This window comes from Streptomyces sp. NPDC088745, assembly GCF_044751045.1.
Lineage (GTDB): Bacteria > Actinomycetota > Actinomycetes > Streptomycetales > Streptomycetaceae > Streptomyces > Streptomyces cremeus.
On sequence record NZ_JBIVLB010000008.1, the window covers coordinates 415,070 to 439,949 of the forward strand.

The following is a 24,880-nucleotide window of genomic DNA, read 5'->3' on the forward strand; positions in this document are numbered from 1 at the left end:
CGTGGCAGGGGCAAGCGGACGACCGGATCAGGACGCCAGGCAGGGCGTCGGCGAGGCACGCAGAGTCGTCGTCAAGGTCGGCTCCTCGTCGCTGACCACCGCCGCGGGCGGCCTCGACGCCGACCGCGTCGACGCCCTCGTCGACGTCCTCGCCACCGCCCGCGGCGGCGGCGCCCGCGAGATCGTCCTTGTCTCCTCCGGTGCCATCGCCGCCGGACTCGCCCCCCTCGGCCTCAGGAAACGCCCGAAGGACCTCGCCCGCCAGCAGGCGGCCGCGAGCGTCGGCCAGGGGCTCCTCGTCGCCCGCTACACCGCCTCCTTCGCCCGCTACGGCGTCCGTGTCGGCCAGGTCCTGCTCACCAGCACCGACACCAGCCGCCGCGCCCACTACCGCAACGCCTACCGCACCCTCGACCAGCTCCTGGCGATGGGCGCCCTGCCGGTCGTCAACGAGAACGACACCGTCGCCACGGACGAGATCCGCTTCGGCGACAACGACCGGCTCGCCGCCCTCGTCGCCCACCTCGTCCGCGCCGACCTCCTGGTCCTTCTCTCGGACGTCGACGGTCTGTACGACGGAGATCCGGCCAAGCCGCACACCTCCCGCATCGCCGAAGTCACCGGACCCGACGACATCGCCCACGTCCAGATCGGCAGCGCCGGCAAGGCGGGCGTCGGCACCGGCGGCATGGTCACCAAGGTCGAAGCCGCCCGCATCGCCGCCGCCGCGGGCATCCCCGTCGTCCTCACCTCCGCCACCCACGCCGCCGACGCGCTCGCCGGACGCGACACCGGTACGTACTTCCACCGCACCGGCAGGCGCAGCGCCGACCGCCTCCTGTGGCTCGCGCACGCCTCCACGCCCCAGGGTGCGCTCACCCTCGACGACGGTGCGGTACGGGCCGTGGTCGAGCGGCGTACGTCGCTGCTGCCCGCAGGGATCGCCGCCGTCGAGGGGGAGTTCGGCGCGGGGGACCCCGTGGAACTTCGCGACAGCACAGGCCGAGCCGTCGCCCGTGGACTGGTCAACTTCGACGCGAAGGAACTTCCGCAACTTCTCGGCCGCTCCACCCGCGACCTCGCCAAGGAACTCGGACCCGCGTACGAACGCGAGGTCGTGCACCGCGACGACCTGGTACTGCTCCACGGCTGACAGCTTCGTGAGCAGACGCTCAAAACCCTCGTGGCGTGCACCGGGCGTCCACGAAACGGCCAAAAGTCCAGCCTCCCGGTGGAGACCTTCGGGAAAACCGCCCGCAACCGGCTCCGGACTGGTCAACTTTGTTGCGGGGGTACAGCACACAAACGCATCAGGAGGCCGCCGGTGAGACGAGCGCGCCCGGGGACGCCGCCCCGAGGTACAGCCGAGCGAGCTCTGACGAGCGTCGGGGCGGGCACTGACTTCGACGACGGCGCAGACACCCGCGAGGGCCGGGAGACGGAGACGGACCGGCAGACCCGGCCCGTCCGGCGACAGGACCCCGAGGTGTCACGCCTCTGGTACATCACCCTCAGCGTCTCCGGCGCCGAGACGCCGCTCGCCGAGGTCAGACGCGGCCTCGAACAGCTGGCACACGACCATCCCTTCCTGCTGACCAGCCGCTACGCCAGCGATCACGCGGAGATCCGCTACTGGGAAGAGGCCCGCGATCTGCACGACGCGGCCGCCGTCGCCCTGCGACTGTGGGGCGAACACCGCTCCACGGCGAAACTGCCTCCGTGGGAGATCGTCGGCCTCGAAGTCATCGACCGCCACACCTATCACCAGCGTGTGGCCGAGGGGTACGGACCGCCCCCGGCCGCCCCGGTGGGCGTGCACCCGTACTGATGCGTTCTCGGCTCCCCGGTCCGCCCTGTCGCTGCTGTGGAGCTCCCTCGGGGGCTGAAGCAGCTCGCAGGAGCGGGCCGGGCACCCCGGCGCGCGCCAAGAAACGGTCCGGGCACATCAGCGGGGCAGCCCGGTGCGCGGTAAGGGAACGGTCCGGGCGTGCCAGAAGCGGGGCCGCTGCGCGCTGGGGGGCGAGCCGGCGAGAGTGCATCAGGGCCTCGGCGCAGCCTCCCCCGAGCCCCTCCCCGCCCTCGGTCGTCGCCTCCCTCGGCCCGCCCCGTCGCGTGTCCCGCCCGTCTCGGACTCCGAAACACCTCCCGGACACCCCGCGGCACGGGATTACGCTGCCCCCATGACCCAGCACCGCGCCCCCGCCGAGCTCTCCCCGGTCCTCACCGCCGCCACCCGCGCCCGTGAGGCCGCGGCGGGGCTCGCCCCGCTCCCGCGCGCCGCGAAGGACGCCGCCCTCCTGGCCGTCGCCGACGCCCTCCTCGCCCGCACCCAGGAGATCGTCGAGGCCAACGCGCGGGACGTGGAGCGCGCCCGTACGGCGGGCACGGCCGAGTCCGTGGTCGACCGGCTCACCCTCACCGCCGAACGGGTGCGCGCGATCGCCTCCGACGTGCGCGACGTGGCGGCCCTGCCCGACCCGGTCGGCGAAGTCGTCCGCGGCTCCACCCTCCCCAACGGCATCGACCTGCGACAGGTGCGCGTCCCCCTCGGCGTCGTCGGCATCATCTACGAGGCACGCCCCAACGTCACCGTCGACGCCGCCGCCCTCTGCCTGAAGTCCGGCAACGCCGTACTGCTGCGCGGCTCCTCCTCCGCGTACGCCTCCAACACCGCGCTGGTGGGCGTCGTACGGGACGCCCTGGAAGAGGCCGGGCTGCCCGCCGACGCGGTGCAGCTCGTGCCCGGGGAGTCCCGTGACTCCGTACGGGAGCTGATGCGCGCCCGCGGCCTGGTCGACGTGCTCATTCCGCGCGGCGGCGCCTCCCTCATCCGCACCGTCGTCGAGGAGTCCACCGTCCCGGTCATCGAGACCGGCACCGGCAACTGTCACGTCTACGTCGACGCGGCCGCCGACATCGACACCGCGGTCGACGTCCTCATCAACTCCAAGGCGCACCGGGTGAGCGTCTGCAACGCCGCCGAGACACTCCTAGTGCACCGGGACATCGCCGACGCCTTCCTGCCGCGCGCCCTGGACGCCCTCGCCGACGCCGGTGTGACCGTGCACGCCGACGCCACCGTTCTCGCGCACGCGGAGAGCTCCAAGGCCACCGTCGTACCGGCCGACGAGTCCGACTGGGAAACCGAGTACCTGTCGTACGACATCGCGGCCGCCGTGGTGGACTCCCTGGACGACGCCGTCGCCCACATCCGGCGCTGGTCCTCCGGCCACACCGAGGCCATCGTCACCACCTCGCAGGGCGCGGCCCGCCGCTTCACCCAGCTCGTCGACTCCACGACGGTCACGGTCAACGCCTCCACCCGGTTCACCGACGGCGGCCAGTTCGGCTTCGGCGCGGAAATCGGCATCTCCACCCAGAAGCTGCACGCCCGCGGGCCGATGGGACTCCCGGAGCTGACGTCCACCAAGTACATCGTCACCGGCGACGGTCACATCCGCTGACACCGTTGCGTGCGTTTCCCTCACACTGTCACGTGTGTCCGTCCGCACTGTCGCGCCCGCCCCCGCGTCGTCAACTCTGCTGCCTCCTGTGTCCGTTCTCTGCCCAAAACGACCGTCCGGGTCTACGCTGAACGAGTGCCGGACGACGTGGAGGGCAAGCCGTTCCCGGATGGCTGGGAACCCGACGACGACCGCGGGGGCGCGGACGAGGACTTCGCCACCGTGGTGTTCGACGAGGACTTCGTCAAAGCCGCCGAGTTCCATGAACCCAGTGCGGTGGAACGCCTGCTGGCGGCCGCCGAAGCGCGTGCGGAGGCCGATGCCGCCCGCGCCTGGGCCGGTCGGCTGCCGCCCGACGACGACTCGCCGTACGAGATGCGCGACGGGTCTTTCGCCTACGGCGACACGGACGGTTACGACCGTTACGGCAACCCCGCCCACCCCGGCCCCTACGGACCGTACGGCGGCACGCTGCGCCCGTACCGCAACTCCGCGCGCTGGCACCGGCCGGTCGCCTGGGTCCTCGCCGTGCTGATGGGGATCGGCATGGTGGCGTTCGCCTTCGCCGCCGTTTACCGGGGGGCTTCCGGCAGCCGCGACGGGCAGGCGCCCGCGCCCGCATCCACGAGTGGCGTCGACGCCATCCCGCCCGCTGTCCCCGGCAACGCTCCTTCGGCGTCCGCGGAATACACGGCTCCGGCCGTTTCCGCGCATCCCCGCACGCCGTGAATCCGCCGGAACCGAAGAACCCCTCCGCAAACCTTCAACACCGTTCGAAATGACGGAACTTCCGGCGAAATTCTGCCGTACCGCGGCGTTTGACTTCGCTTCTTGCGACCTACTCTGAAAGGGAGACTCTCTCCCCACCGTAGGGCTCAGGGAGAAGCGATGGCAGGCCGATCGGATCCGCCCGAGGGCACCCCGCCCGAGGGCTTACCCAACAGTGGTGACGACGACTACCGGTCCGTCGTGTTCGACGAATCGTTCGTCCGCGCCGCCCGGCTCCAGGAGTACTCCGCGACGGAACGCGTGGGAGACCACGCGCCCGCCGTCAGGACGCTCCCGCCCGCACCACCGGCACCGGCCGCCCGCAACGGGCGCACCCAGGTGCTCCTCCTCGTGCTGCTCGTCGCGCTCGCCTTCGCCACAGCCGTCTACCTGGGGGTACGCACCCCCGCGCAGCCCCCGTCCGAGCACCGCCCCGACGCCTTGCGCGCCACTGTCGTACCGCTGGCGCCCCTCGGCCCCGTACCCGGCGGCAAACCCGCCGAACTCCTCCTGCACAGCCCCGCCGCCCAGTTCCGCACCGGGGCCGAAGGCATCCAGCTGCCCGTACCCAGAGGCACCCGGCACTTCTCCGAGAGCCAGGTGCAGGCCGCCCTCACCATCGCCAAGGACTACCTGGTGCAGTCCTCCCTCGACCCGGAGGTCCTCACCGGCGGCAAGGACCGTGCGGTGCGTCTGCTGCTCGACCCCGATCAGCACAACCAGTTCGACGCCGCCTTCGACGTCCCGGCCGAGCCCGGCGCCCAGGCCTCGGGCTGGCTGGTCCGCTTCGACCCGCAGAAGGTGGCCCTCGCGGGCGCCCCGCGCGCGAACGGCTTCCTGCGCGCCGTCGAGCTCGGCCCCGACCTCCTCGACGTCACCACCGACCACACCTTCGTCTACCCGCTGCGGCCCGCCGCGGGGAAGGCGGCCGCACGCGCCGACGGGGCATCGCTGTTCACCGTGCGCCGCGAACTGCACTTCCGGTACGACGCCGAGGACCTGCGCCGGCACCGTACGGAGCTCCTCACCGCCTCCGCCTTCGCCGGCCCCCAGGCCTGCGCGGCCCCGGGAGCGGAACAGGCCTGGCAGCCCCTGCTGGCGGGCCCGCGGGCCCCGGAGCCGGGGAAGGCGCACGAGGTCGCCCGTACGGCGCCCACGGCCTCCTCGGGCGCCTCCACGGCCCCCTCGCGGGCTTCGGCACCCGGCATCGACCCGTACGCGACGGGGGCCCGGTCCGGAACGCTGTGCGGCACACTCTCCGCCGCCGCGCAACCGAGCGGGCCCCCGCCGCGCTGACATCAGCCCCCGGAGCCGTTCTCGCCGGAACCGCTCCTGCCGGTTCCCGAGCCGCCGGTGAACTTGTCCCGCAGCTTGCCGCCGAGGTCGCCCGCACCGCCCGCGATGTCGCCGACCAGTTTCATCAGCGGGTCCTTGCTGGTCTTCACGGTGTCCGCGTAGTGGGCCGCGGACTCCTTGATGGAGTCCGTCACCGAGGTGTCCTTGTCCTCGTCCCGGCGCGGGTAGTGGCCGTCCATGATCCGCTGGTAGTCGCGGCTCTCCGACCACTTCTTGAGCTCCGCGGCGCGCACCGTGGTGAACGGGTGCGAACGCGGCAGCACGTTCAGGATCTTCAGGACGGAGTCGCGCAGATCACCGCCCGCCTCGTACTCCTCTGCCTGCTTGAGGAACGCGTCCACGTTCATCTCGTGCAGGTGGTTGCCGCCCGCGATCTTCATCAGCCCGCGCATGGACGCCTGGAGGTCCTGACCGACCAGCAGGCCCGCGCGGTCCGCCGAGAGCTCCGACTTGCGGAACCACTCGCGCAGCGCCGTGACGATCGCCATGATCGCGATGTTGCCCAGCGGAATCCACGCCACCTTCAGCGCCAGACTCGTCAGGAACAGCAGGATCGTCCGGTACACCGAGTGCCCGGACAGCGCGTGCCCCACCTCGTGCCCGACGACCGCCCGCATCTCCTCCTCGTCGAGGAGTTCCACCAGACCCGTCGTCACCACGATGATCGGCTCGTCGAGACCGATGCACATGGCGTTGGGCTTCGGGTCCTGCGTGACGTACATCGCGGGAACCTTCTCCAGGTCCAGGATGTAACAGGCGTCCCGCAGCATCGAATTGAGGTGCGCGAACTGTTCGTCGCCCACCCGCACCGAGTCGGACAGGAACAGGAGCCTGAGACTGCGCTCCGGCAGCAGCCCGCTCAGCGCCTTGAACACCGTGTCGAACCCGCTCAGCTTGCGCAGCGCCACCAGGGCGGACCGGTCCGCCGGGTGCTCGTACGCCCGCGAGGAGATTCCGGGGAACCTCCGGCGCTGCCGGCCCGGCAGATTCTCGTGCCCGCCGCCGTCCCCGTCGTCCCGCCCGTGCCCGTGATTGCCGTCTGTCATGAATGACCCCTGCTCTCGTACGAGACATGTCCCGTCCCCCGGACGGCCCCAGCCTAGAGGGGCGCGTTCGGAGGCCCTCTCCTGGCTGACGCGGCCCCGCCCGTACCGGTTGCCCGGGAGCCGATATCCGCCCAACGACTGAGTCGGCGTGAGCGTGCCCGCTCCCGCCGCATACGATGTTGCCGAAGTCTCCCCTCCGTCTCCCGATAGGTCCGCCGAAGATGAGCCTCCACCAGACCGCAGCCCAGCTCGTGACCCTCGCCTCCGGCGAAGGCGGCGGGCACGTCGACCAGCACGCCTCACTCAGCCCCCTCATCACCGGCGGCGGCGCCTTCATCGCGCTGATGCTGCTGCTGTGGATCACCACCCGCTTCAACCGGGACCGCTGAACCGGGCCGGGGGACCGGGCCGGCCGCACGGGCCAGTAGGGTCTGCACGCATGGGAGAGCAGGTAACGCCTACCGGTCCGGCCGGTGGCAGCAGCGGTGACAGTGCCGTCGGTACGGGTAAGGGCAAGCGCCGCCTCGGCGTCATGGGCGGCACGTTCGACCCGATCCACCACGGCCACCTGGTGGCGGCCAGCGAAGTGGCCGCACTGTTCCACCTCGACGAGGTGGTGTTCGTACCGACCGGACAGCCGTGGCAGAAGAGCCACAAGCTGGTCACCCCCGCCGAGGACCGCTACCTGATGACGGTCATCGCGACCGCGTCCAACCCGCAGTTCTCCGTCAGCCGCATCGACATTGACCGCGGCGGCCCCACGTACACCATCGACACCCTGCGGGACCTGCGCTCCCTCAACGCGGACGCCGACCTGTTCTTCATCACCGGCGCCGACGCCCTCTCGCAGATCCTCACCTGGCGCGACGCGGAGGAACTCTTCGCCCTTGCGCACTTCATCGGCGTCACCCGCCCCGGACACGACCTGACGTCCGACGGGCTGCCCGAAGGCGGTGTGTCCCTGGTGGAGGTGCCCGCCCTGGCGATCTCCTCGACGGACTGCCGTGCGCGTGTACGCGGCGGAGACCCGGTCTGGTACCTGGTGCCCGACGGTGTGGTCCGCTACATCGACAAGCGCGAGCTGTACCGGGACTGACGGCACACGGCACTGAGCAGCAGCACGGAAATGGGGCACCGGTGAACGACCGCCAGAACCCGTACGACCCATACGCCCAGGACCCCTACACCCCGCCGCAGCCGGAAATCGTCGGCTACGACGCGTACGGGCAGCCGGTGTACCAGCAGACCCCGCAGCAGCAGACCGCACAGTCGCAGATTTCGCAGTCGCAGCAGGGTTACGACCCCTACGCGGCGCAGCAGCAGCCCCAGCAGCAGGCGTACGGATACGACCCGTACGCGCAACAGTCCCAGCAGACCGCCGGGTTCGACCCGTACACATCCCAGGCGACGCAGCAACAGATTCCGGAACAGTACGGGTACGAAACCGGACGGCAACAGCAACAGCCGCCGCAACAGCAGTGGATTCCGCACCAGGCGCCGGCCCCGGGGCCCCAGCAGGGTCAGAGGCAGCCCCAGCCCGAGCCTGCGGAGCAGGAGACGGCGCAGCCGGAATCACCGCAGGAGTCGCCGTCGCCCAAGCGTCGCTCCGGCACTCCCGAGTACGCCACGGAACAGTTCTCCTTCGTCGAAGAACCGGACGAGAACTCCGAAGACGTTATCGACTGGCTGAAGTTCACCGAAAGCCGCACCGAACGCCGCGAAGAAGCCAAGCGCCGCGGGCGTTCCCGCGTCGTCGCCCTCGCCGTCGTCCTTGCCCTGGTCGTCGTCGGCGGCGTCGGCTACCTCTGGTACGCGGACAAGCTGCCCGGCATGTCCTCGGAGAAGAGCGGCGGCCCTGCCGCGGCAGGCGCCCAGAAGCGGGATGTGATCGCTCTGCACCTGCACGACGTCAAGGACCGCAACGCCACCTCCACGGTGCTGCTCGTCGACAACACCAGCACCGGACAGGGCACCACCGTGCTGCTTCCCGACGCGCTCACCCTCGCCGACGACAACGGGGTGGCCACCACCCTCGCGAAGTCCGTCGGCGACGACGGAGCCTCCGGGACCCGCGAGTCCCTCGGCACCGCGCTCGGCACCCGCATCGGCGGAACCTGGCGGCTGGACACCCCGTACCTGGAAAACCTCGTCGACCAGGTCAGCACCATCGAGATCGACACCGACACCTCCGTGCCCGACCCGACGAAGAAGGGCGCGGCGCCCCTGGTGAAGCAGGGCAAGCAGCAGACCCTCAGCGGCACCATGGCCGTCGCGTACGCCACCTACCGAGCACCGGGCGAACCCGAGGCCAAACAGCTCGCCCGCTTCGGAGCGGTCATGAACGGCGTCCTGAAGAAGCTCTCCGACGACCCGGACACCGCCCTGATCACCGTGCGGAACCTCGGCATGATCCTCGACCCGTCGCTGCCGGAGAAGACGCTCGCCACGTCCCTGGCGAAACTCGCCGCGCACGCGAAGAAGGGCGCCTACCGGACGGTGCTGCTCCCAGTGGGATCCGACGGGCGCGTCAGTGCCTCCGACACCGTCGTCAAAACCGTCCTCGGCGGCACCGCCGGCACCCCCGAGCAGGGAGCCGCCGTACAGGTCGGGGTGCGCAACGCCACGGGCAAACCGGCAGCGGTCGAGGCCGCACGGATCGCCCTGGTCAACGGCGGTTACACGTTCGCCGACGGCGGCAAGGAGGCTGTCGCGGCCGCCTCCCGGGTCACCTATGCCGACACCGCGCAGAAGACGACGGCCGAAGAGGTCGCCAAGACCCTCGGGCTGCCGACGGCCGCCGTCAGCAAGGGGAGCACCACACCGAACGTACAGGTCGCCGTCGTCCTCGGCCGGGACTACAAGGTTCCCGACTCACCCAAGTAGGACCAGGCGCCTGCCTGCCCCGCCGGAAAAACACCGGCGGGGCATGTCAGCGTGACGTGAGACCCTTGTGGTAATCACCTACCGCCGACGAAAGCCTGCTAGTGACCGCCACTGACCGTTCCATCGAGCTCATCAACGCCGCCGCCCAGGCGGCCGCCGACCGGCTCGCGCACGACATCATCGCGTACGACGTCAGCGATGTGCTGTCCATCACGGACGCCTTTCTGCTGGCCTCCGCGCCCAACGACCGCCAGGTCAAGTCGATCGTCGACGAGATCGAGGAGAAGCTCAACAAGGAGCTCGGCGCCAAGCCGGTCCGCCGCGAGGGCGACCGCGAGGCCCGCTGGATCCTCCTCGACTACGTCGACATCGTGGTGCACGTCCAGCACAGCGAGGAGCGCGTCTACTACGCGCTGGAGCGCCTGTGGAAGGACTGCCCCGAAATCGCGCTCCCCGAGGACGCGGTGAAGACCCGCGGCAAGGCCGAGGAGCACGCCAAGCTGAACCCGGCCGGCGAGCTGGACGGAGACCTGGACGGAGACGCGTTCTGAACGGCACGGGGGCGCAGCAGCGCGCAGCAGGGAGCAATCGCGGCCGTCGCATCGTCCTGTGGCGGCACGGCCAGACCTCCTGGAACCTGGAACGCCGCTTCCAGGGCAGTACGGACATCGAGCTGACCGACACCGGAGTGGCCCAGGCCCGCCGGGCGGCACGCCTCCTCGCCTCACTGAAGCCGGACGCCATCGTGGCCTCCGACCTCAGCCGGGCCGCGGCCACCGCCGGGGAGCTGGCCGCCCTCACGGGCCTCGACGTCACCCACGACGCGGGCCTGCGCGAGACGTACGCCGGTGCCTGGCAGGGCCTCACGCATGAGGAGATCGTCGCGCGGTACGGCGAGCAGTACGCCGCCTGGAAGCGCGGTGAGCCGGTCCGGCGCGGCGGGGGCGAACTGGAGACCGAGGTCGCCGACCGGGCCGCTCCCGTGGTCCTGGCACACGCCGACAAGCTCGCCGACGGCGGCACCCTCGTCGTCGTCAGCCACGGCGGGACCATTCGCACCACCATCGGCCGTCTCCTCGGCCTGGAGTCGCACCACTGGGAGGGCCTGGGCGGCCTCTCCAACTGCTGCTGGTCCGTCCTCGGCGAGGGCGCCCGTGGCTGGCGGCTGATGGAGCACAACGCCGGGACCCTTCCGGAACCCGTGCTCGGGGACGACGACTGAGCGGTTCTTCGGCCCTCCCGGCCCCTCCGGGAGCGGCGGCCGACCCGGATTTCACTTTCCGGCAGGTCACAGGCTAGAGTTCTTCTTGTTCGCAGCGCGGAGCGGGAAACACCGCACAGAGTTGAGAACACGCGGGGCTATAGCTCAGTTGGTAGAGCGCCTGCATGGCATGCAGGAGGTCAGGAGTTCAATTCTCCTTAGCTCCACAATCAAGATCCCGTCCCCGGCAGGGGGCGGGATCTTTTGCTGTCCCCCTTGCGTAGCCGTGACAGAATCGACGGCCCAGGGGGCGGCCGCCGAAGGGGAGGGGACGATGGGCGCACACAGGCGAAAGTGTGACTGGTGCGGCAGCGGCACACCGATCGTCCGCGACATGGAACCGGTCAACTCCGAGTACCAGTACTGGTGCGAGGAGTGCGCGCGGGCGCTGATCATAAAAGGCGACCCGATCGAGACGTACCGGGAGCTGGAGGGCGAGCCGATCTACGGTCGGCTGCTGGACGAGCACTGCACCCTCAAGCGCTTCTACTCGTTCGCGCGGGCCTGACGGCTGCCGGACGTTCTTCCCGTGCACGCTGGGAACGACGCCGGCCCGGTCCGTACGTCCTGAGCAGATCCGTGCCGCGAAAGCCCGCGAGGACGAAGGCCAGTCCCACGGCCGGGTAGCCCGCCGACAGCAGGAACTGGCCGAGGTCCTGGTCGAGTTCCGGGCGTCCCTGCCGGCCGTGTGGGACGGTCCACAGGGCGTACGAGAAGAAGACCGCGGCGGCCGCCCAGACGCCCGCCGCGTACACGCGCCCGCTCCGTACCGCCTGCCCGGCCAGGAACACCACCAGCGGTACGCACCACACCCAGTGGTGCGACCAGGAGATCGGGCTGATCAGCAGGGCCGTCATGGCACAGGTCAGCACCGAACGGGCACCCTTTCCGCGCAGTGCGGCGTCCACCGCCGTGCACAGCCCCACGGCCGCCACGAGGGCGGCGACGGCGACCCACCAGCCCCCGGGGGCGTCCGTGTGCAGGAGACGGGCCAGTACCCCGGCCAGGGACTGGTTGGCGGTGTCCTCCGTGTTGCCCACCCGGGTGGACTCGAAGAGCGCCCGCGTCCAGAAGGTGAGGGAGTCCCGGGGCAGCAGCAGTGCCGAGCCCACCGTTGCGGCAAGGAAAGCGCCGACGGCGACCGACGCCTGCCGCAGCCAGGGATCGCCGCGATACGTTCCGGTGTGCCGCCCCCTGGCCAGACCTGCCAGCAGCAGGAAGACCACGAAGAGTCCCGGCGTGAGCTTCACCGCCGTCGCGAGCCCGATGCCCACGCCCGCCCAACGGTGCCCCTCCTTGCGCGTCAGGTCCCACAGGACCGCGACCGCGATCGCGAGATTGATCTGTCCGTACCTCAGCGTCGTCCACACCGGCTCGCACCAGACCGCTGCCGCGGCCACCCACAGGGCCGTCGCGAAACGGTTGCACCCGACGAGTCGCAGGGAGAGGCGCACCAGGGCGACCAGCAGGACCAGATTGCCCAGTGTCCCGAGAATGCGCAGGAGATCGGGGTGTGGCAGCGACAACGGTGTGAACAGCAGTGCCGCGAAGGGCGGATACGTCGTCGGAAGGTTCGCCGCGGTGGCACGCAGCGCGTAGAGATCCCCGCCCGCCAGGACCGTGGCACCCTCCGCGCGGTAGACGATCAGATCGATCATCGAGACCCGGGCGAGGCGCTGTGCGGCCCAGAAGACGGCGAAGGAGAACAGACAGACCACCCCGGCGACAGCAACCGGATGCCGCGCGACAGTACTGCGTACAGGGGAGGGAGGCACGAACCGGGGGGATCTCACAAAGGGTGACCGTACCGTCACACAGGGGTGCGGCGGAGTGGAGCGCGCGGCCGACGGAAAGGGGTGCGGAAAGGGATTTGGTGATGCGGCGATCCACCGTCTAAAGTTGGCGATGTCGCCGGGGGAGACCACGGAAAACGACACGAAGTGCACAGCACGGGGCTATAGCTCAGTTGGTAGAGCGCCTGCATGGCATGCAGGAGGTCAGGAGTTCAATTCTCCTTAGCTCCACAGTGAAAGAGGCGGCCCGTCCATCGGACGGGCCGCCTCTTTGGCATGCCAGGGTGCGTGGTACGGGCCGTCAACCGCGGCCCTGCTCCAGGAACTTGCGGGGCATGATGGCAGTGCTTTCGGCGCGGGACCGCTCCAGGCGGAGGGCGAGCGCGGGGCACCGGCGCACCGCGCGCCGGGCCCGGTCGTGCAGGTGCAGGGGAACCGAGGTGTCGGCGAAGGCGGGAAAGCCGTCGTGGCCCATGCGAATCAGCTCGGGAACGACATCGGCGCACAGACCGTGCCCTTGGCACAGCGTCCAGTCGACCTCCAGTTTCTCGCCGCTCGCCGCACTTTCCTGATGGCGTGCTCCATGTCGGACGGGGGCGGGGAGAGGCAGCACGCCGGTGGTGGGACGCCCGCAGCCGCCACCCAGGACATGGGCGGCCAGATCGTCGGTGAAGGCGTGCAGGGCGGACAGCAGGAAACGTACCGAGCCGTCAGGGTGCTTGCAGGCACCCCGGCCCTTCGCCGTCTGCGACACCTCCCGCAATGCTTCCAGTGCGGCCTGGCCGCCGCCGTCCAGCACGTCGGAGAGTCCACCGGCCGCGGCGGGCAGGCCGAGCCGGCACGGGCCGCACTGGCCCGCGCTCTCGGCGGCCAGCCAGTTCGCCACGCGCAGGGACTCACCGAGCGGGCATGTCTCCGCGCCGATCGGCAACAGGGCACCCGCCCCCAGGGCCCCGCCGAACGACGCCAGGGACGCCCGGGAGACCGCGGCGTCGTGCGCGGCATGGGCGTCGATCCAACTGCCGTGATAGCCGCCGGTCAGCACGCCCTGGGGGAGCGGCGGAGCGCCTGCCAGCCGCAGGACGTAGCCCAGTGGAACGCCCGAGGGAGCCTCCATCACCACTGGGCGGGCAACGGCACCGGAAACCGTGAGCAGGATGGTCCCTGGCTCATCGGGGGCACCGGTACGGGCGTAACGGTGCGGCCCCAGCCGTGCGGCGACCGCAAGCTGTGCGTACGTTTCGGCATTGGACAGCAGGGTGGGGGCGCCCGACACACCGGACTCGGCGGCGCGTTCACGGCGGCCGGGAGGAAGCGCGGGGCCGCCGTTCACGGCACGGATCATGGCGGACGCCTCGCCGGAGACCATGCGTTCGGGAGTGCGTACGACGCGGGCCCGGAGGCCGCGGTTGCGGATGCGACGGTCGGTGAGGCCGCGCTCGTCGAATGCGTCGCGCAGGGACGCCTCGGTGGAGTCACGGGTGACGGCGACGACGAGCAAGCGCGCACCGAGCGCCTCCGCGGCGAGCAGCGCACCGTCCAGGACGAGGTGCGGGGCACGGTTGATGAGCACGGTGTCCTTGCGGCAGGCGGGCTCGCCCTCACTGGCGTTGACGACGACCACGGGCTGCACTCCGCGGCGCACCGCGGACTTTGCGACGGTTCGCAGCTTGCGGGCGAACGGGAATCCGGCACCGCCCCGGCCGAGGAGGCGGACTTCCTCGGCGAGAGCGACCAGCCGCTCTCCGGAAACCGGGGCGAGCGGGCCATGCACCTTCAGATGCGTGGCGAGGTTAAGGCGGTCGGCCGTCTCGAAGCCCCTGGTGAGATGCGGGAGACCGACGGTGACGACGTGCGGGACGTCGGGCAGGGGTGTGTTGCGGTCGTTCAACTGTGATCTCCCGTGGGGGTGCGCGCGTGCCGGGGCTGGGACAGGGCGGCACGCGGTGACCTGGCGTGGGGCAGGTGCGGCGTGGACCTTCGCTGCGGCGGCGGGCCCAGGGCGCCGGCGACGATGCGCCTCTTGATCCGCTCGGGAAGCAGACGCAGGCCCAGCACCGCCGACACCGCCGCCAGACACAGGCCGTACAGCACGACGATCCACCCGGCGGCCGGCCGGCCGGTGAACAGGCCGTGCAGTAGGGCAGAGCACCACGCCGGATACGCCAACATGTGCAGCGCCCGCCACCGGCCCGGCAGTACCCGGCCGGGCACCGCGAACGCGCTGCGCAGGGCACCCGTGGTGGCGGCCGAAACCATCAGCAGGCCGGCCAGTGAGCCGAATCCGACGAGCACCGCCGTGGCGGAGGAGCCGCCCGAGAACGGCACCAGGGCCGCCAGCAGTGTGGTGTGGCCGAGTACGACCTTGACCGTGAGATGCAGCAGGAGGAAGCACAGGGAGGCGATGGCAGTGAACCGGTGCACACCCTGGGCCACCAGACGGTGCCGGGGCCGCAGCAACAGCCGATCGGTGGCCAGCAGACCCCAGGCGACGGACGCGGTGAGGGCGACGAGGGCCAGTGCACCCGTGGTGAAGTCAAACGCCGCTCGCAGGCCGTCGCCACCGAGGACAGCGACCAGCGGCAGCGACGCCGGCGCCAGGGTGGCCAACAGTTGGGGCGGCGCGCATCGGGGCGGGCGTCGGCTCGGGGAGGGCGGTGCGGCTGCTTTGTGATGCGCACGCGGAGAGAGGTTCATGGGAGAGGACTCCGGAAGCTCGGGAATGTGGTCCCGTGGGGGGAAGCTAGGCGGCCCGGAGCGAGGCACAGGGGGGTTTGGTGGTTCCCCGGTGCGCGGAGAGGGCGGGCGGGTACGGTCCGCGCAGCATGTGCTGGGAAGTCGGCCGGGGGAGGCGTTCGTACAGGCGCCGGAATCGTGTACTGCTCGGTGGCGGGCGGGCGGCTCGATGCGACGTCCATGACCCCTGCGGTACCCTGACGCCATGCGTGCCGTACGCCTTCTGCTTAGTGAGCCGCGCTGATCAGTCCCGACCGGTGAAAACACCTGGCCGGCATCGGCGCGGCGTCCCCTCCTGTGCGAGGGGATTTTTCATTTCCGCAGGCAGAGATCCGTAGGCAGAGACGAAATCGATGGAGCTTCGAAAAACATGAGCGAGATGAATGCCGCTGCCGCTGCCGAGACGGCAGCCGCACACCGCTACACGGCTGCCATGGCCGCCGACATCGAGGCACGCTGGCAGGACTTCTGGGACGAGGAAGGCACCTACGAGGCGCCCAACCCCGGCAACGGAGACCTGTCGGGCGACGCGGAGCTGGCCGCGAAGCCCAAGAAGTTCATCATGGACATGTTCCCGTACCCCTCGGGGGCGGGTCTGCACGTCGGGCACCCGCTGGGCTACATCGCCACCGACGTCTACGCCCGTCACCAGCGGATGACCGGCCACAACGTGCTGCACACGCTGGGCTTCGACGCTTTCGGCCTGCCCGCCGAGCAGTACGCGGTGCAGACCGGCACGCACCCGCGGACCTCCACCGAGGCCAACATGGCCAATATGAAGGACCAGCTGCGCCGTCTGGGGCTGGGGCACGACAAGCGCCGTTCGTTCGCGACGATCGACCCCGAGTACTACAAGTGGACGCAGTGGATCTTCGTCCAGATCTTCAACTCCTGGTACGACGCCGACGCGAAGAAGGCCCGCCCCATCGCCGAGCTGGTCGCCCAGTTCGAGAGTGGTGAGCGTGCCGTTCCCGGGGGCCGCGCCTGGGCGGACATGGACGCCGCCGAGCGTGCCGACCTGCTGAGCGAGTACCGGCTGGCGTACGCCTCCGACGCACCCGTGAACTGGGCGCCGGGCCTGGGCACCGTGCTGGCCAACGAGGAAGTCACCGCCGACGGCCGTTCCGAGCGCGGCAACTTCCCCGTCTTCAAGGCAAAGCTGCGCCAGTGGAACATGCGCATCACCGCCTACTCCGACCGTCTGATCGACGACCTGGACGGTCTGGACTGGCCCGAGGCGATCAAGCTGCAGCAGCGCAACTGGATCGGCCGCAGCGAGGGCGCCCGCGTCGACTTCGCCGTCGACGGCGCCGCCGAGAAGAAGATCACCGTCTTCACCACGCGCCAGGACACCCTGTATGGCGCCACCTACATGGTGCTGGCGCCCGAGCACGATCTGGTCGCGGACATCGTTCCGGGCGCCTGGCCCGAGGACGCCCGTGACGCGTGGACCGGCGGGCACGCCACTCCGGCCGAGGCCGTGGCCGCCTACCGCAAGCAGGCTGCCGCCAAGTCCGACGTCGAGCGGCAGGCTGATGCCAAGGTGAAGACCGGCGTCTTCACGGGTGCGTACGCGACCAACCCGGTAAGTGGTGAAAAAGTCCCCGTTTTCATCGCCGACTATGTGCTGGTGGGCTACGGCACCGGCGCGATCATGGCGGTTCCCGCGCACGACACCCGTGACTTCGCGTTCGCGCGCGCCTTCGAGCTGCCGATGCGCTGTGTCGTCGAGCCGACGGACGGGCGTGACGCGGACCCGGCCACATGGGACGACGCCTTCGCCTCGTACGACGGAAAAATCGTCAACTCCGCGGCCGCGGAATCCGTTTCGCTGGACGGCCTGAGCGTCGCCGACGCGAAGGTCCGCGTGACCGAGTGGCTGTCCGAGAACGGTTGCGGCGAAGGCACCGTCAACTACCGGCTGCGCGACTGGCTGTTCAGCCGTCAGCGCTACTGGGGCGAGCCCTTCCCGATCGTCTACGACGAGGACGGCATCGCGCACTCGCTGCCCGAGTCGATGCTGCCGCTGGAACTGCCCGAGGTCGAGGACTACTCGCCGCGCACCTTCGACCCCGAGGACGCCGACGCGCAGCCCGAGACGCCGCTGTCGCGCAACCAGGACTGGGTCAACGTCACCCTGGACCTGGGCGACGGCCCGAAGAAGTACCGCCGTGAGACCAACACCATGCCCAACTGGGCCGGCTCCTGCTGGTACGAGCTGCGCTATCTGGACCCGCACAACAGCGACAAGCTGGTCGACCCGGCCGTCGAGCAGTACTGGATGGGTCCGCGTGACGGCATGCCGCACGGTGGCGTCGACCTGTACGTCGGTGGCGCCGAGCACGCCGTGCTGCACCTGCTGTACGCGCGGTTCTGGTCGAAGGTGCTGTTCGACCTGGGGCACGTCTCGTCCTCGGAGCCGTTCCACAAGCTGTACAACCAGGGCATGATCCAGGCATTCGTCTACCGGGACGCACGCGGTATCGCCGTTCCGGCGGCCGAGGTCGAGGAGCGCGACGGCGGGTTTTACTATCAGGGCGAAAAGGTCAGCCGCGTCCTGGGCAAGATGGGCAAGTCCCTGAAGAACGCCGTCACACCGGACGAGATCTCCGCCGAGTACGGAGCCGACACCCTGCGCCTGTACGAGATGGCCATGGGCCCGCTGGACGTGTCGCGCCCCTGGGACACCCGGGCGGTCGTCGGCCAGTACCGACTGCTGCAGCGCCTGTGGCGCAACGTCGTCGACGAGACGACCGGCGAGGTCACCGTCACGGACACCGAACCGGACGAGGACACCCTGCGCGCCCTGCACAAGGCGATCGACGGCGTCGGCCAGGACATGGCCGCGATGCGCTTCAACACCGCCATCGCCAAGATCACCGAGCTGAACAACCACCTGACGAAGTCGGGCGGTCCGCTGTCCCGCTCGGTCGCGGAGCGCCTGGTGCTGCTGGTCGCCCCGCTGGCCCCGCACATCGCCGAGGAACTGTGGCGCAAGCTGGGCCACACCGAGTCCGTCGTCCACCAGGACTTCCCCGTCGCGGACCCGGCGTACGTCGTCGACGAGACCGTGACCTGCGTCGTCCAGGTCAAGGGCAAGGTCAAGGCACGCCTGGAGATCTCCCCGTCGATCGGTGACGACGAACTGGAGAAGTTGGCGCTGGCCGACCCCGCGGTCGTCGCTGCCCTGGACGGCGCCGGCGTCCGCAAGGTGATCGTCCGCGCGCCGAAGCTGGTGAACATCGTCCCGGCCTGACACCGGGAGACGGTTCCGGCACATCACCCGGAATCGTAGGAAAGGAGCGACCGCGAACACCGGCTGAGGGCTTTCCCCTACGGGCAGGTTGGGGGTTCCGATGGAACCTCTTGCCTGCCCTCTCCGTTTACGGTGGAGAAGCTGGTGCACTCGTGGACCGGTGGCCGGGTCGTTCAGTCGGGTTCGTCGCAACCAACTATGGAGGGGCGTCATGGAAGAAGTCGTCATTCTGATCATGGCGCTGCTCTTCTTCGCCTTCCTGGGGCTGGGGGTATACGTCACCGTGAAGGCGGTCGGAGCGGCCCGGCGCGGAGTGGACCGCACGATCACCCAGGCCCGGCGCACCGTCGAGGACACCACGCTGCGGGCCAAGAGCTACGGCCAGCCGGGCATGGGCGGCGAACTGGCCCAGCTGCGGCTGTCGCTGCGTACGTCCATGCGGGCCACCCAGGAGGCGCTGTCCACCGGTGTGGCCTCCGACGCGTCGCTGACGGAGTCCCTGGCGCTGTTCGAGCGGCTCAGTGAGTACGGTCACCAGTTGGACGACGAACTGCGCCGGCTGGAGCGAGACCCCGACAAGGAGCGGGCCGCCGGCAGCATCCCCGAACTGCGGGAACGCACGGAACAGGTCGTTTCCTCGGCCGACTCGCTGCGGTGGGCGGCCCGCGACCGGGCCAGGAAGTTCGCGGACGACGACCTCGCTTCGCTGAGCGAGCAGATCCGCATGGAGTCCGGGGCGCTACGGCACTGGGCGGCCGTGGAGCCGGAGCCGGGCCAGGAGCAGGACCCGGCCCGGCAGAACGGTGCGACGACCGGGGCCGAGCAGAACTGGCCGCGGACCGCCGGCACGGGGCCCGGGAAGTCCGAGGAGAACTCCGGGAGCACCGCGCAGCCCGGTCCGCAGGCGATCACCGGCCGGGACCCGAACGTGCCGACCGCGTATCCCTGGCAGAAGGCTCCCCGTCCGGAGAGCACCACCTGAACCACCCGCCAATGCGAACCGTCTGCGCAGGTCCGCACGGATGACCACCGTCGTGGCAAGAGCGGTGCGCGGCAGTCTGCGTACGGCGTGAGGAGCGACAACCAGCCGGGTGCCCGCCGCCGGTGCCGAGGGGCCGGGCTGCCGCCGGGCACCGCCTGCGGGTAACCTCCCGCTCATGTCCCGCCATGTCGCGATCGTCACCGATTCCACGGCCTACCTGCCGCACCCGACGATGGAGCGGCACGGCATCACCGCGGTGCCGCTGACCGTCGTCCTCGGCGACCAGGCGCTCGAAGAGGGAACGGAGATCTCCGCCCGCTCACTCGCCCAGGCCCTCCAGAGGCGTCGCTCGGTGACCACGTCCAGGCCGAGCCCCGAGGTTTTCGCCGCCACCTACCGGGCGGCGGCCGAGGCCGGGGCGACGGGGATCGTCTCGCTGCATCTGCCCGCCGAGCTCTCCGGGACGTACGACGCGGCTGTGCTCGCGGCTCGGGAGGCTCCCGTGCCGGTGCGGGTGGTGGACACCGGGATGGTCGCCATGGCGCTGGGGTTCTGCGCCCTGGCGGCGGCCGAGGTCGCGGAGGCGGGCGGCACGGTCGACGAGGCGGTGGCGGCCGCGGAGAAACGGGCCTCGGGCACCTGTGCGTACTTCTACGTCGACACCCTCGACTACCTGAGGCGCGGCGGCCGGATCGGTGCCGCGCGGGCCCTTCTCGGTTCGGCGCTCGCCGTCAAGCCGCTCCTCTCGCTCGACGACGGGCGGATCGAGATGCTGGAGAAGGTCCGTACGGCCTCCAGAGCGATCGCCCGGCTGGAGGAGATCGCCGTGGAACAGGCCGGCGAGCGGGCCGTGGACATCGCGGTGCACCACCTCGCGGCCCAGGACCGCGCCGACATCCTCGCCCAGCGGTTGCGCGAGCGTGTGCCGGGGCTGGTCGACCTGCATGTCAGCGAGGTCGGCGCCGTCATCGGGGCCCACACGGGACCGGGGCTGCTCGGCGCGGTGGTCTCCCCCCGCTGAGGTTCCCCGAACTCCGAATCCCGAAGAAACCTCCGAAAGGGTGGGCGAGTTTTCCACAACTCGCGGCTTATCCACAGGAATTGACCAAGATCAGCAGTGTTGGGCGGATCGGTCTACCGTCCCGTGCATGGCTCTTCGATCACGCAACGAAACGACAGGACCGGGCCGCGTTCCCGGTCACCGCACTCACTTCTCCTCCCGTACGCGTCGTACGGGCCCTACGGGTAGCACGGGCCGGACGGGGCTCCGAGGTCCGTCGGCCGTACGTTCCGGCAGGCGCGGGGCGGCTGTCGCCGCCGCGGAGGCCTCCCGGCGCAGGGCGGACGCTCTCCTGGCGCACCCCGTGGCGGTGGTCCGGGCGCTGGGGGCGAGGGCTTTCGCCCCCTCGGCCGTAGCGGGGCCGTCCGGCAGGCCGCCGACCGGGACCACGACGGCCTCGCCCGCCTCGATCGCGCCCGCAGCCGGTCTGTTCTCGGCCAGCCCGCCCCCGGCCTCCCCGCTCCCGGCCTCCCCGCTCCGGACTTCTCCGCCCCCGACGACTCCGCCCCCGACGACTCCGCCCCCGACGACTCCGGCCACGACGACTCCGTCCTCGACGATCTCGCCGTCGGCCCTGGCCCGCGCGGCGGTCTCCTCTGTCGCCGCTGCTGCCGCCGCGCTGTCGGTGTCCTCCGCCCCGCCTCCCCAAGCGTCCGTGCCGCCCGCGTCCGCCCCGCGCCCGCCCGTCGGCCCCTCCGGCCTCCCGGGTGGGACCGCTCCGCCCGGGACGCGTCCGCGTCGTGCGGGCGGATTCCAGCGGGCCTGGGCCGCTGCGAAGGAGCGGATGCCCGTGTGGGTGCAGGTCCGGTGCGGCATGGAACCGCGAACGCTGGGCGCGCTGGCGGCCGTTCTGGTGGTCTCCGCCGGATTCGCCTTCCACCACTTCCTCTCCGGGCGCCCCGAGACTGTCCACGTCCCGGAGAAAGCCCGGGCGAACGGGACGGCCACCGTGCCCGGGACCGCCGCACCCGGTGCCGCGGTGCACCCGCCGAAGTCCTCGTCGGTTCCCGTGCCGGTTGTGGGCCCGGGGCAGGTGCCGCAGGCCGAGGGGGGCGCGGTCGTGGTCGTCGACGTGAGCGGGAAGGTCAGGAGGCCGGGAGTGCTCCGACTGCCCGCCGGATCGCGGGTCGCCGACGCACTGCGGGCAGCCGGCGGGGTCAAGACCGGCACCAGCACCGAAGGACTCAACCGGGCCCGGGTGCTGGCCGACGGTGAACACGTGCTGGTGGGCGGTCCGGCCCTGCCGCCGCCGCAACCGGGCGGCGGACCAGCGGCGGGTCCGGGGGGCGGCCCGCCCGCCGTGCCGATCAGTCTCAACACCGCGACCGTGGAACAGCTCGACACACTGCCGGGGGTCGGCCCGGTGCTGGCCCGGCACATCGTCGACTACCGCACCCAGCACGGCGGATTCCGGTCCGTGGCGGAACTTCGGGAGGTCAACGGAATCGGCGACCGCAGATTCACCGACCTCCAAAAGCTCGTACGGCCATGAACCGCTCCGGCTCCCACGACCCCGCGCGGGCCCAGGGCACCCCTCCCGCCGCCGGTGGCCGGCAGGCCGTGCACGCCGCCTCCGCGCACCGCCTGGGGGACTCGAACCCCTGCCAGGAGGGGCCGACCGACCTGAGGCTGGTGCCGCCGGCGCTGGCGGCCTGGGTGGCCGCCGCGCTGACGGTGGGCGCACCGGCGGCCCGAGCCGTCGTACTCCTCGCGGTGGTCCTGACCGGAGCCGTCGTGGCTGCCCTGTTCATCGCACGCGTACCGGCGAATCCGGCCGGCCACCGGACGGCACCCGGGGCCCACGGCGATGAGAACGCGGCCGGGACGTCGGCCGCCGACGGGCGGATCCAACGCGTCACGGCCGTCGTCACCGTACTTCTGTGCGCCGCGGCGGCAGCCGCTTCGGCCGCCCTGCACTCCGCCGACCTCCACCGCGGTCCGGTGCCCGAACTGGCCCGCAGGCACGCCGTGGTGGAGGCCGAGGTGACGGTCAGCGGCGATCCGCGCAGGACCCGTCCGCGGGTGCGGGGCGACCGGGCGACCCCCGGTGCCGTCGTCCTGGACGCCCAGGTCACCCGGGTCACCGCCGTGGACGGTACGACGACCGCCGTGCGGACCCCGGTGCTCGTCCTCGCACCGGTGCGCGGGCCGACCGCGCGGTGGTTGCGGTTGCTGCCCTCCACCCGGTTGAAGGTGTCCGGTGCCCGGATGGCGCCGCCGATGCAGGAGGGCGACAGGATCGCCGCCGTGCTGCGGGTACCGGGTGACGGAGGGCCGCAGATCCTGGCCCCGCCAAACGCCGTGCAGCGGACCGCGGGAACGCTCAGGGCCGGCCTTCGCGAGGCCACCGACGACCTGCCGCAGGACGCGCGGGCACTGCTGCCGGGTCTGGTCGTCGGCGACACCTCCCGGATGGAGCCCGACCTGCACGAAGCCTTCCGGGCGACCGACCTGGTGCACCTGACGGCCGTCTCCGGAAGCAATCTGACCATCGTGCTGGTGCTGCTGATCGGGCCGCCCTCACTCGCCCCGCGCGCCGAGCGACGCGGTCTCGCGCCCCGCCTCGGGCTGTCACTGCGGACCACCGCGCTGTGCGGCGGCGCGCTCACCCTCGCCTTCGTGATCGTGTGCCGCCCGGAGCCCAGCGTCCTGCGGGCCGCCGCCTGCGGGCTGATCACCCTCCTCGCCATCGGCACCGGACGCCGCCGGTCGCTGATCCCCGCACTGGCCGCCGCCGTGCTGCTCCTGATCCTGTACGACCCCTGGCTCGGACGCAGTTACGGGTTCCTCCTCTCCGTGCTGGCCACGGGCGCGCTGCTCACCCTCGGCCCGCGCTGGAGCGCGGGGATGCGGCGCCGCGGAGTGCCGCCCCGGCTCGCCGAAGTGCTGGCGGCGGCCTGTGCGGCGCAGGCGGTGTGCGCCCCGGTGGTGGCGGTGATGGCCGCCCGGGTCAGCCTGGTGGCGATTCCGTGCAACCTCCTCGCGGAGCTCGCGGTCGCGCCCGCCACGGTGCTCGGGTTCGCCGCCCTGGCGGTGGCGCCGGCGGCGATGCCGGTCGCCGAACTGCTCGCCCGTGTCGCCGGGTGGCCCGCCGGGTGGATCGCCGCGGTGGCCAGGACCGGAGCCTCGCTGCCCGGTGCGGAGATCGGGTGGCCCGGCGGCTGGCAGGGCGGTGCCCTGCTGGCCCTGGTGACCGCGGCGGTGGTGCTCGCCCTGCGGCGGGCGCCGCGCCACCCGTGGCTGAGCCTGGCGTGTGTGCTGCTCCTGCTGCTGGCGTTGCTGCGTCCGGCGCCGCTCACCGAATTCCTGCACCGGTGGCCGCCGGACGGGTGGCGGTTCGTGCTGTGCGACGTCGGTCAGGGGGACGCCACCGTGCTCGCGGCGGGGGAGGGCGCCGCCGTGGTCGTCGACGCGGGGCCGGATCCGGCGCGGGTGGACAGGTGCCTGCGCGACCTCGGCGTCACACGCGTTCCCCTGGTGCTGCTCAGCCACTTCCACGCCGACCATGTGAGCGGGCTGCCCGGAGTGCTGCGCGGCCGCGACGTCGGTGCGATCCGTACGACACCGCTGGCGGCGCCGGGGGAGCGGGCCGCGTTCGTCCGGCGGACGGCGGCCCGTGCCGGGGTGCCGGTGGCCGCCGTCCGGGCCGGTGAGCGCTACCGCACCGGGCCGCTGGACGCATGGGTGCTGTGGCCGCCACCGCCTCCGGAACCCGTGCCGGCCGAGCCGAACGACGCGAGCGTCACCCTGTTCGTACGGTACGAAGGGCCGCAGGGGGAGCTGACGCTTCTGCTGCCGGGAGATCTCGAACCGGTCGCGCAGCAGGCGCTGTTGCGGTTCCGTCCCGTGCTGCCCGCGGTGGACGTGCTGAAGGTTCCCCACCACGGTTCCGCGCACCAGGACCCCGGGCTGCTGCGCAGGGCGGCACCCCGGCTGGCGCTCGTCCCGGTGGGCCGCGACAACCCGTACGGCCATCCGGCTCCCGTGACCCTGGCCGTGCTCGAGGCGCTGGGCGCGGTGGTGCTGCGCACGGACCGGGACGGCGCGATCGCCGTCACCGGCAGCGGCACGGAGCTGGAGGCGGTGCCGCGGAGGGGCTGATGCCTGCCGTACGGGGCGGGTCGGTGTCGTACGGAGTCGTACGGCATCGGGGCCGCCCCCCGGAACCCCCGTACCGGGGCGGCCCGCCCCCCCACGGGGGGGGGGGCCCCGCCCCCCCCCCGGGGACCGGCGGGGGGCCGCCCCGCCCGCCCCGCCGGGTGGGCAAATAGGACG

General features: G+C 71.5%; 21 protein-coding genes and 2 tRNA genes. 18 read left to right on the plus strand and 5 right to left on the minus strand.

Going from position 1 to position 24,880, the window contains the following annotated elements; genetic code table 11:
• Position 1 precedes the first annotated feature (1 nt).
• The 5 genes from proB (at position 2) to ACIP93_RS23255 (ending at position 5,528) form a co-directional block, all read left to right on the plus strand.
• A complete protein-coding gene (proB, locus tag ACIP93_RS23235) occupies positions 2-1,153 on the plus strand; it encodes a glutamate 5-kinase (protein WP_401761365.1) in 1,152 nt (383 codons plus the stop codon).
• Between the two features lie 171 nt (positions 1,154-1,324).
• Positions 1,325-1,828, plus strand: a complete 504-nt coding sequence (locus ACIP93_RS23240) for a hypothetical protein (protein ID WP_401761367.1) — start codon at positions 1,325-1,327, stop codon at positions 1,826-1,828.
• 352 nt (positions 1,829-2,180) lie between these two features.
• On the plus strand, positions 2,181-3,464 hold the full coding sequence (locus tag ACIP93_RS23245) for a glutamate-5-semialdehyde dehydrogenase (RefSeq protein ID WP_401761368.1): 1,284 nt from the start codon (positions 2,181-2,183) through the stop codon (positions 3,462-3,464).
• Between the two features lie 135 nt (positions 3,465-3,599).
• A complete protein-coding gene (locus tag ACIP93_RS23250) occupies positions 3,600-4,193 on the plus strand; it encodes a hypothetical protein (protein ID WP_401761370.1) in 594 nt (197 codons plus the stop codon).
• A gap of 159 nt (positions 4,194-4,352) precedes the next feature.
• Positions 4,353-5,528 carry a hypothetical protein gene (locus ACIP93_RS23255; RefSeq protein ID WP_401761372.1) on the plus strand — a complete coding sequence of 392 codons (1,176 nt, stop codon included), beginning with the start codon at positions 4,353-4,355 and terminating at the stop codon, positions 5,526-5,528.
• Between the two features lie 2 nt (positions 5,529-5,530).
• On the opposite strand, the gene ACIP93_RS23260 is transcribed toward ACIP93_RS23255, so the two are convergent.
• The gene (locus tag ACIP93_RS23260) at positions 5,531-6,634 is read right to left on the minus strand and encodes a M48 family metallopeptidase (RefSeq protein WP_401761373.1); all 1,104 of its coding nucleotides are present in this window, start codon (positions 6,632-6,634) and stop codon (positions 5,531-5,533) included.
• 221 nt (positions 6,635-6,855) lie between these two features.
• Between ACIP93_RS23260 and ACIP93_RS23265 the strand changes: the two genes are divergently transcribed.
• The 7 genes from ACIP93_RS23265 (at position 6,856) to ACIP93_RS23295 (ending at position 11,286) form a co-directional block, all read left to right on the plus strand.
• Positions 6,856-7,023 (plus strand): hypothetical protein, encoded by a 168-nt coding sequence (locus ACIP93_RS23265; protein WP_401761375.1) that lies wholly within the window; start codon positions 6,856-6,858, stop codon positions 7,021-7,023.
• Between the two features lie 50 nt (positions 7,024-7,073).
• Complete coding sequence (gene nadD, locus ACIP93_RS23270) at positions 7,074-7,730, plus strand: nicotinate-nucleotide adenylyltransferase (RefSeq protein WP_345223053.1); 657 nt, start codon at positions 7,074-7,076, stop codon at positions 7,728-7,730.
• 41 nt (positions 7,731-7,771) lie between these two features.
• Entirely contained in the window at positions 7,772-9,517 is a 1,746-nt protein-coding gene (locus ACIP93_RS23275; RefSeq protein ID WP_401761377.1) for an LCP family protein, read from the plus strand.
• Positions 9,518-9,618: 101 nt separating this feature from the next.
• Positions 9,619-10,068, plus strand: a complete 450-nt coding sequence (rsfS, locus tag ACIP93_RS23280) for a ribosome silencing factor (RefSeq protein ID WP_345223056.1) — start codon at positions 9,619-9,621, stop codon at positions 10,066-10,068.
• Positions 10,065-10,739: a histidine phosphatase family protein gene (locus ACIP93_RS23285; RefSeq protein ID WP_401761413.1), complete on the plus strand. Its 675-nt coding sequence runs from the start codon at positions 10,065-10,067 to the stop codon at positions 10,737-10,739. The genes rsfS and ACIP93_RS23285 overlap by 4 nt, the downstream gene beginning before the upstream one ends.
• Before the next feature lie 133 nt (positions 10,740-10,872).
• Positions 10,873-10,945 (plus strand) — tRNA-Ala (locus ACIP93_RS23290).
• A 167-nt stretch (positions 10,946-11,112) separates the two neighbouring features.
• The gene (locus tag ACIP93_RS23295; protein ID WP_345223059.1) at positions 11,113-11,286 is read left to right on the plus strand and encodes a hypothetical protein; all 174 of its coding nucleotides are present in this window, start codon (positions 11,113-11,115) and stop codon (positions 11,284-11,286) included.
• Here ACIP93_RS23295 and ACIP93_RS23300 read toward each other — a convergent pair.
• On the minus strand, positions 11,255-12,496 hold the full coding sequence (locus tag ACIP93_RS23300) for a glycosyltransferase 87 family protein (protein ID WP_401761380.1): 1,242 nt from the start codon (positions 12,494-12,496) through the stop codon (positions 11,255-11,257). The genes ACIP93_RS23295 and ACIP93_RS23300 overlap by 32 nt on opposite strands.
• Before the next feature lie 233 nt (positions 12,497-12,729).
• Between ACIP93_RS23300 and ACIP93_RS23305 the strand changes: the two genes are divergently transcribed.
• Positions 12,730-12,802, plus strand: a tRNA-Ala gene (locus ACIP93_RS23305).
• 70 nt (positions 12,803-12,872) lie between these two features.
• Here the strand turns inward: ACIP93_RS23305 and ACIP93_RS23310 are convergent.
• Together ACIP93_RS23310 and ACIP93_RS23315 are read right to left on the minus strand one after the other, a co-directional pair.
• On the minus strand, positions 12,873-14,462 hold the full coding sequence (locus ACIP93_RS23310; protein WP_401761381.1) for an NADH-ubiquinone oxidoreductase-F iron-sulfur binding region domain-containing protein: 1,590 nt from the start codon (positions 14,460-14,462) through the stop codon (positions 12,873-12,875).
• Positions 14,459-15,181, minus strand: coding sequence for a hypothetical protein (locus tag ACIP93_RS23315; protein ID WP_401761383.1), 723 nt, complete (start codon positions 15,179-15,181; stop codon positions 14,459-14,461). The genes ACIP93_RS23310 and ACIP93_RS23315 overlap by 4 nt, the downstream gene beginning before the upstream one ends.
• 496 nt (positions 15,182-15,677) lie before the next feature.
• Between ACIP93_RS23315 and leuS the strand changes: the two genes are divergently transcribed.
• The 3 genes from leuS (at position 15,678) to ACIP93_RS23330 (ending at position 20,566) form a co-directional block, all read left to right on the plus strand.
• On the plus strand, positions 15,678-18,563 hold the full coding sequence (leuS, locus tag ACIP93_RS23320) for a leucine--tRNA ligase (RefSeq protein WP_401761385.1): 2,886 nt from the start codon (positions 15,678-15,680) through the stop codon (positions 18,561-18,563).
• Positions 18,564-18,774: 211 nt separating this feature from the next.
• Positions 18,775-19,545, plus strand: a complete 771-nt coding sequence (locus ACIP93_RS23325) for a hypothetical protein (protein WP_401761387.1) — start codon at positions 18,775-18,777, stop codon at positions 19,543-19,545.
• Positions 19,546-19,720: 175 nt separating this feature from the next.
• Positions 19,721-20,566: a DegV family protein gene (locus ACIP93_RS23330; RefSeq protein WP_401761389.1), complete on the plus strand. Its 846-nt coding sequence runs from the start codon at positions 19,721-19,723 to the stop codon at positions 20,564-20,566.
• A gap of 186 nt (positions 20,567-20,752) precedes the next feature.
• Here the strand turns inward: ACIP93_RS23330 and ACIP93_RS23335 are convergent, their stop codons facing one another.
• Positions 20,753-21,421 (minus strand): hypothetical protein, encoded by a 669-nt coding sequence (locus ACIP93_RS23335; RefSeq protein ID WP_401761391.1) that lies wholly within the window; start codon positions 21,419-21,421, stop codon positions 20,753-20,755.
• Between ACIP93_RS23335 and ACIP93_RS23340 the strand changes: the two genes are divergently transcribed.
• Positions 21,420-22,097 (plus strand): helix-hairpin-helix domain-containing protein, encoded by a 678-nt coding sequence (locus ACIP93_RS23340; RefSeq protein WP_380837034.1) that lies wholly within the window; start codon positions 21,420-21,422, stop codon positions 22,095-22,097. The two genes, ACIP93_RS23335 and ACIP93_RS23340, sit on opposite strands and share 2 nt — an antisense overlap.
• Positions 22,094-24,706, plus strand: a complete 2,613-nt coding sequence (locus tag ACIP93_RS23345; protein WP_401761393.1) for a ComEC/Rec2 family competence protein — start codon at positions 22,094-22,096, stop codon at positions 24,704-24,706. The genes ACIP93_RS23340 and ACIP93_RS23345 overlap by 4 nt, the downstream gene beginning before the upstream one ends.
• Positions 24,707-24,880 lie beyond the last annotated feature (174 nt).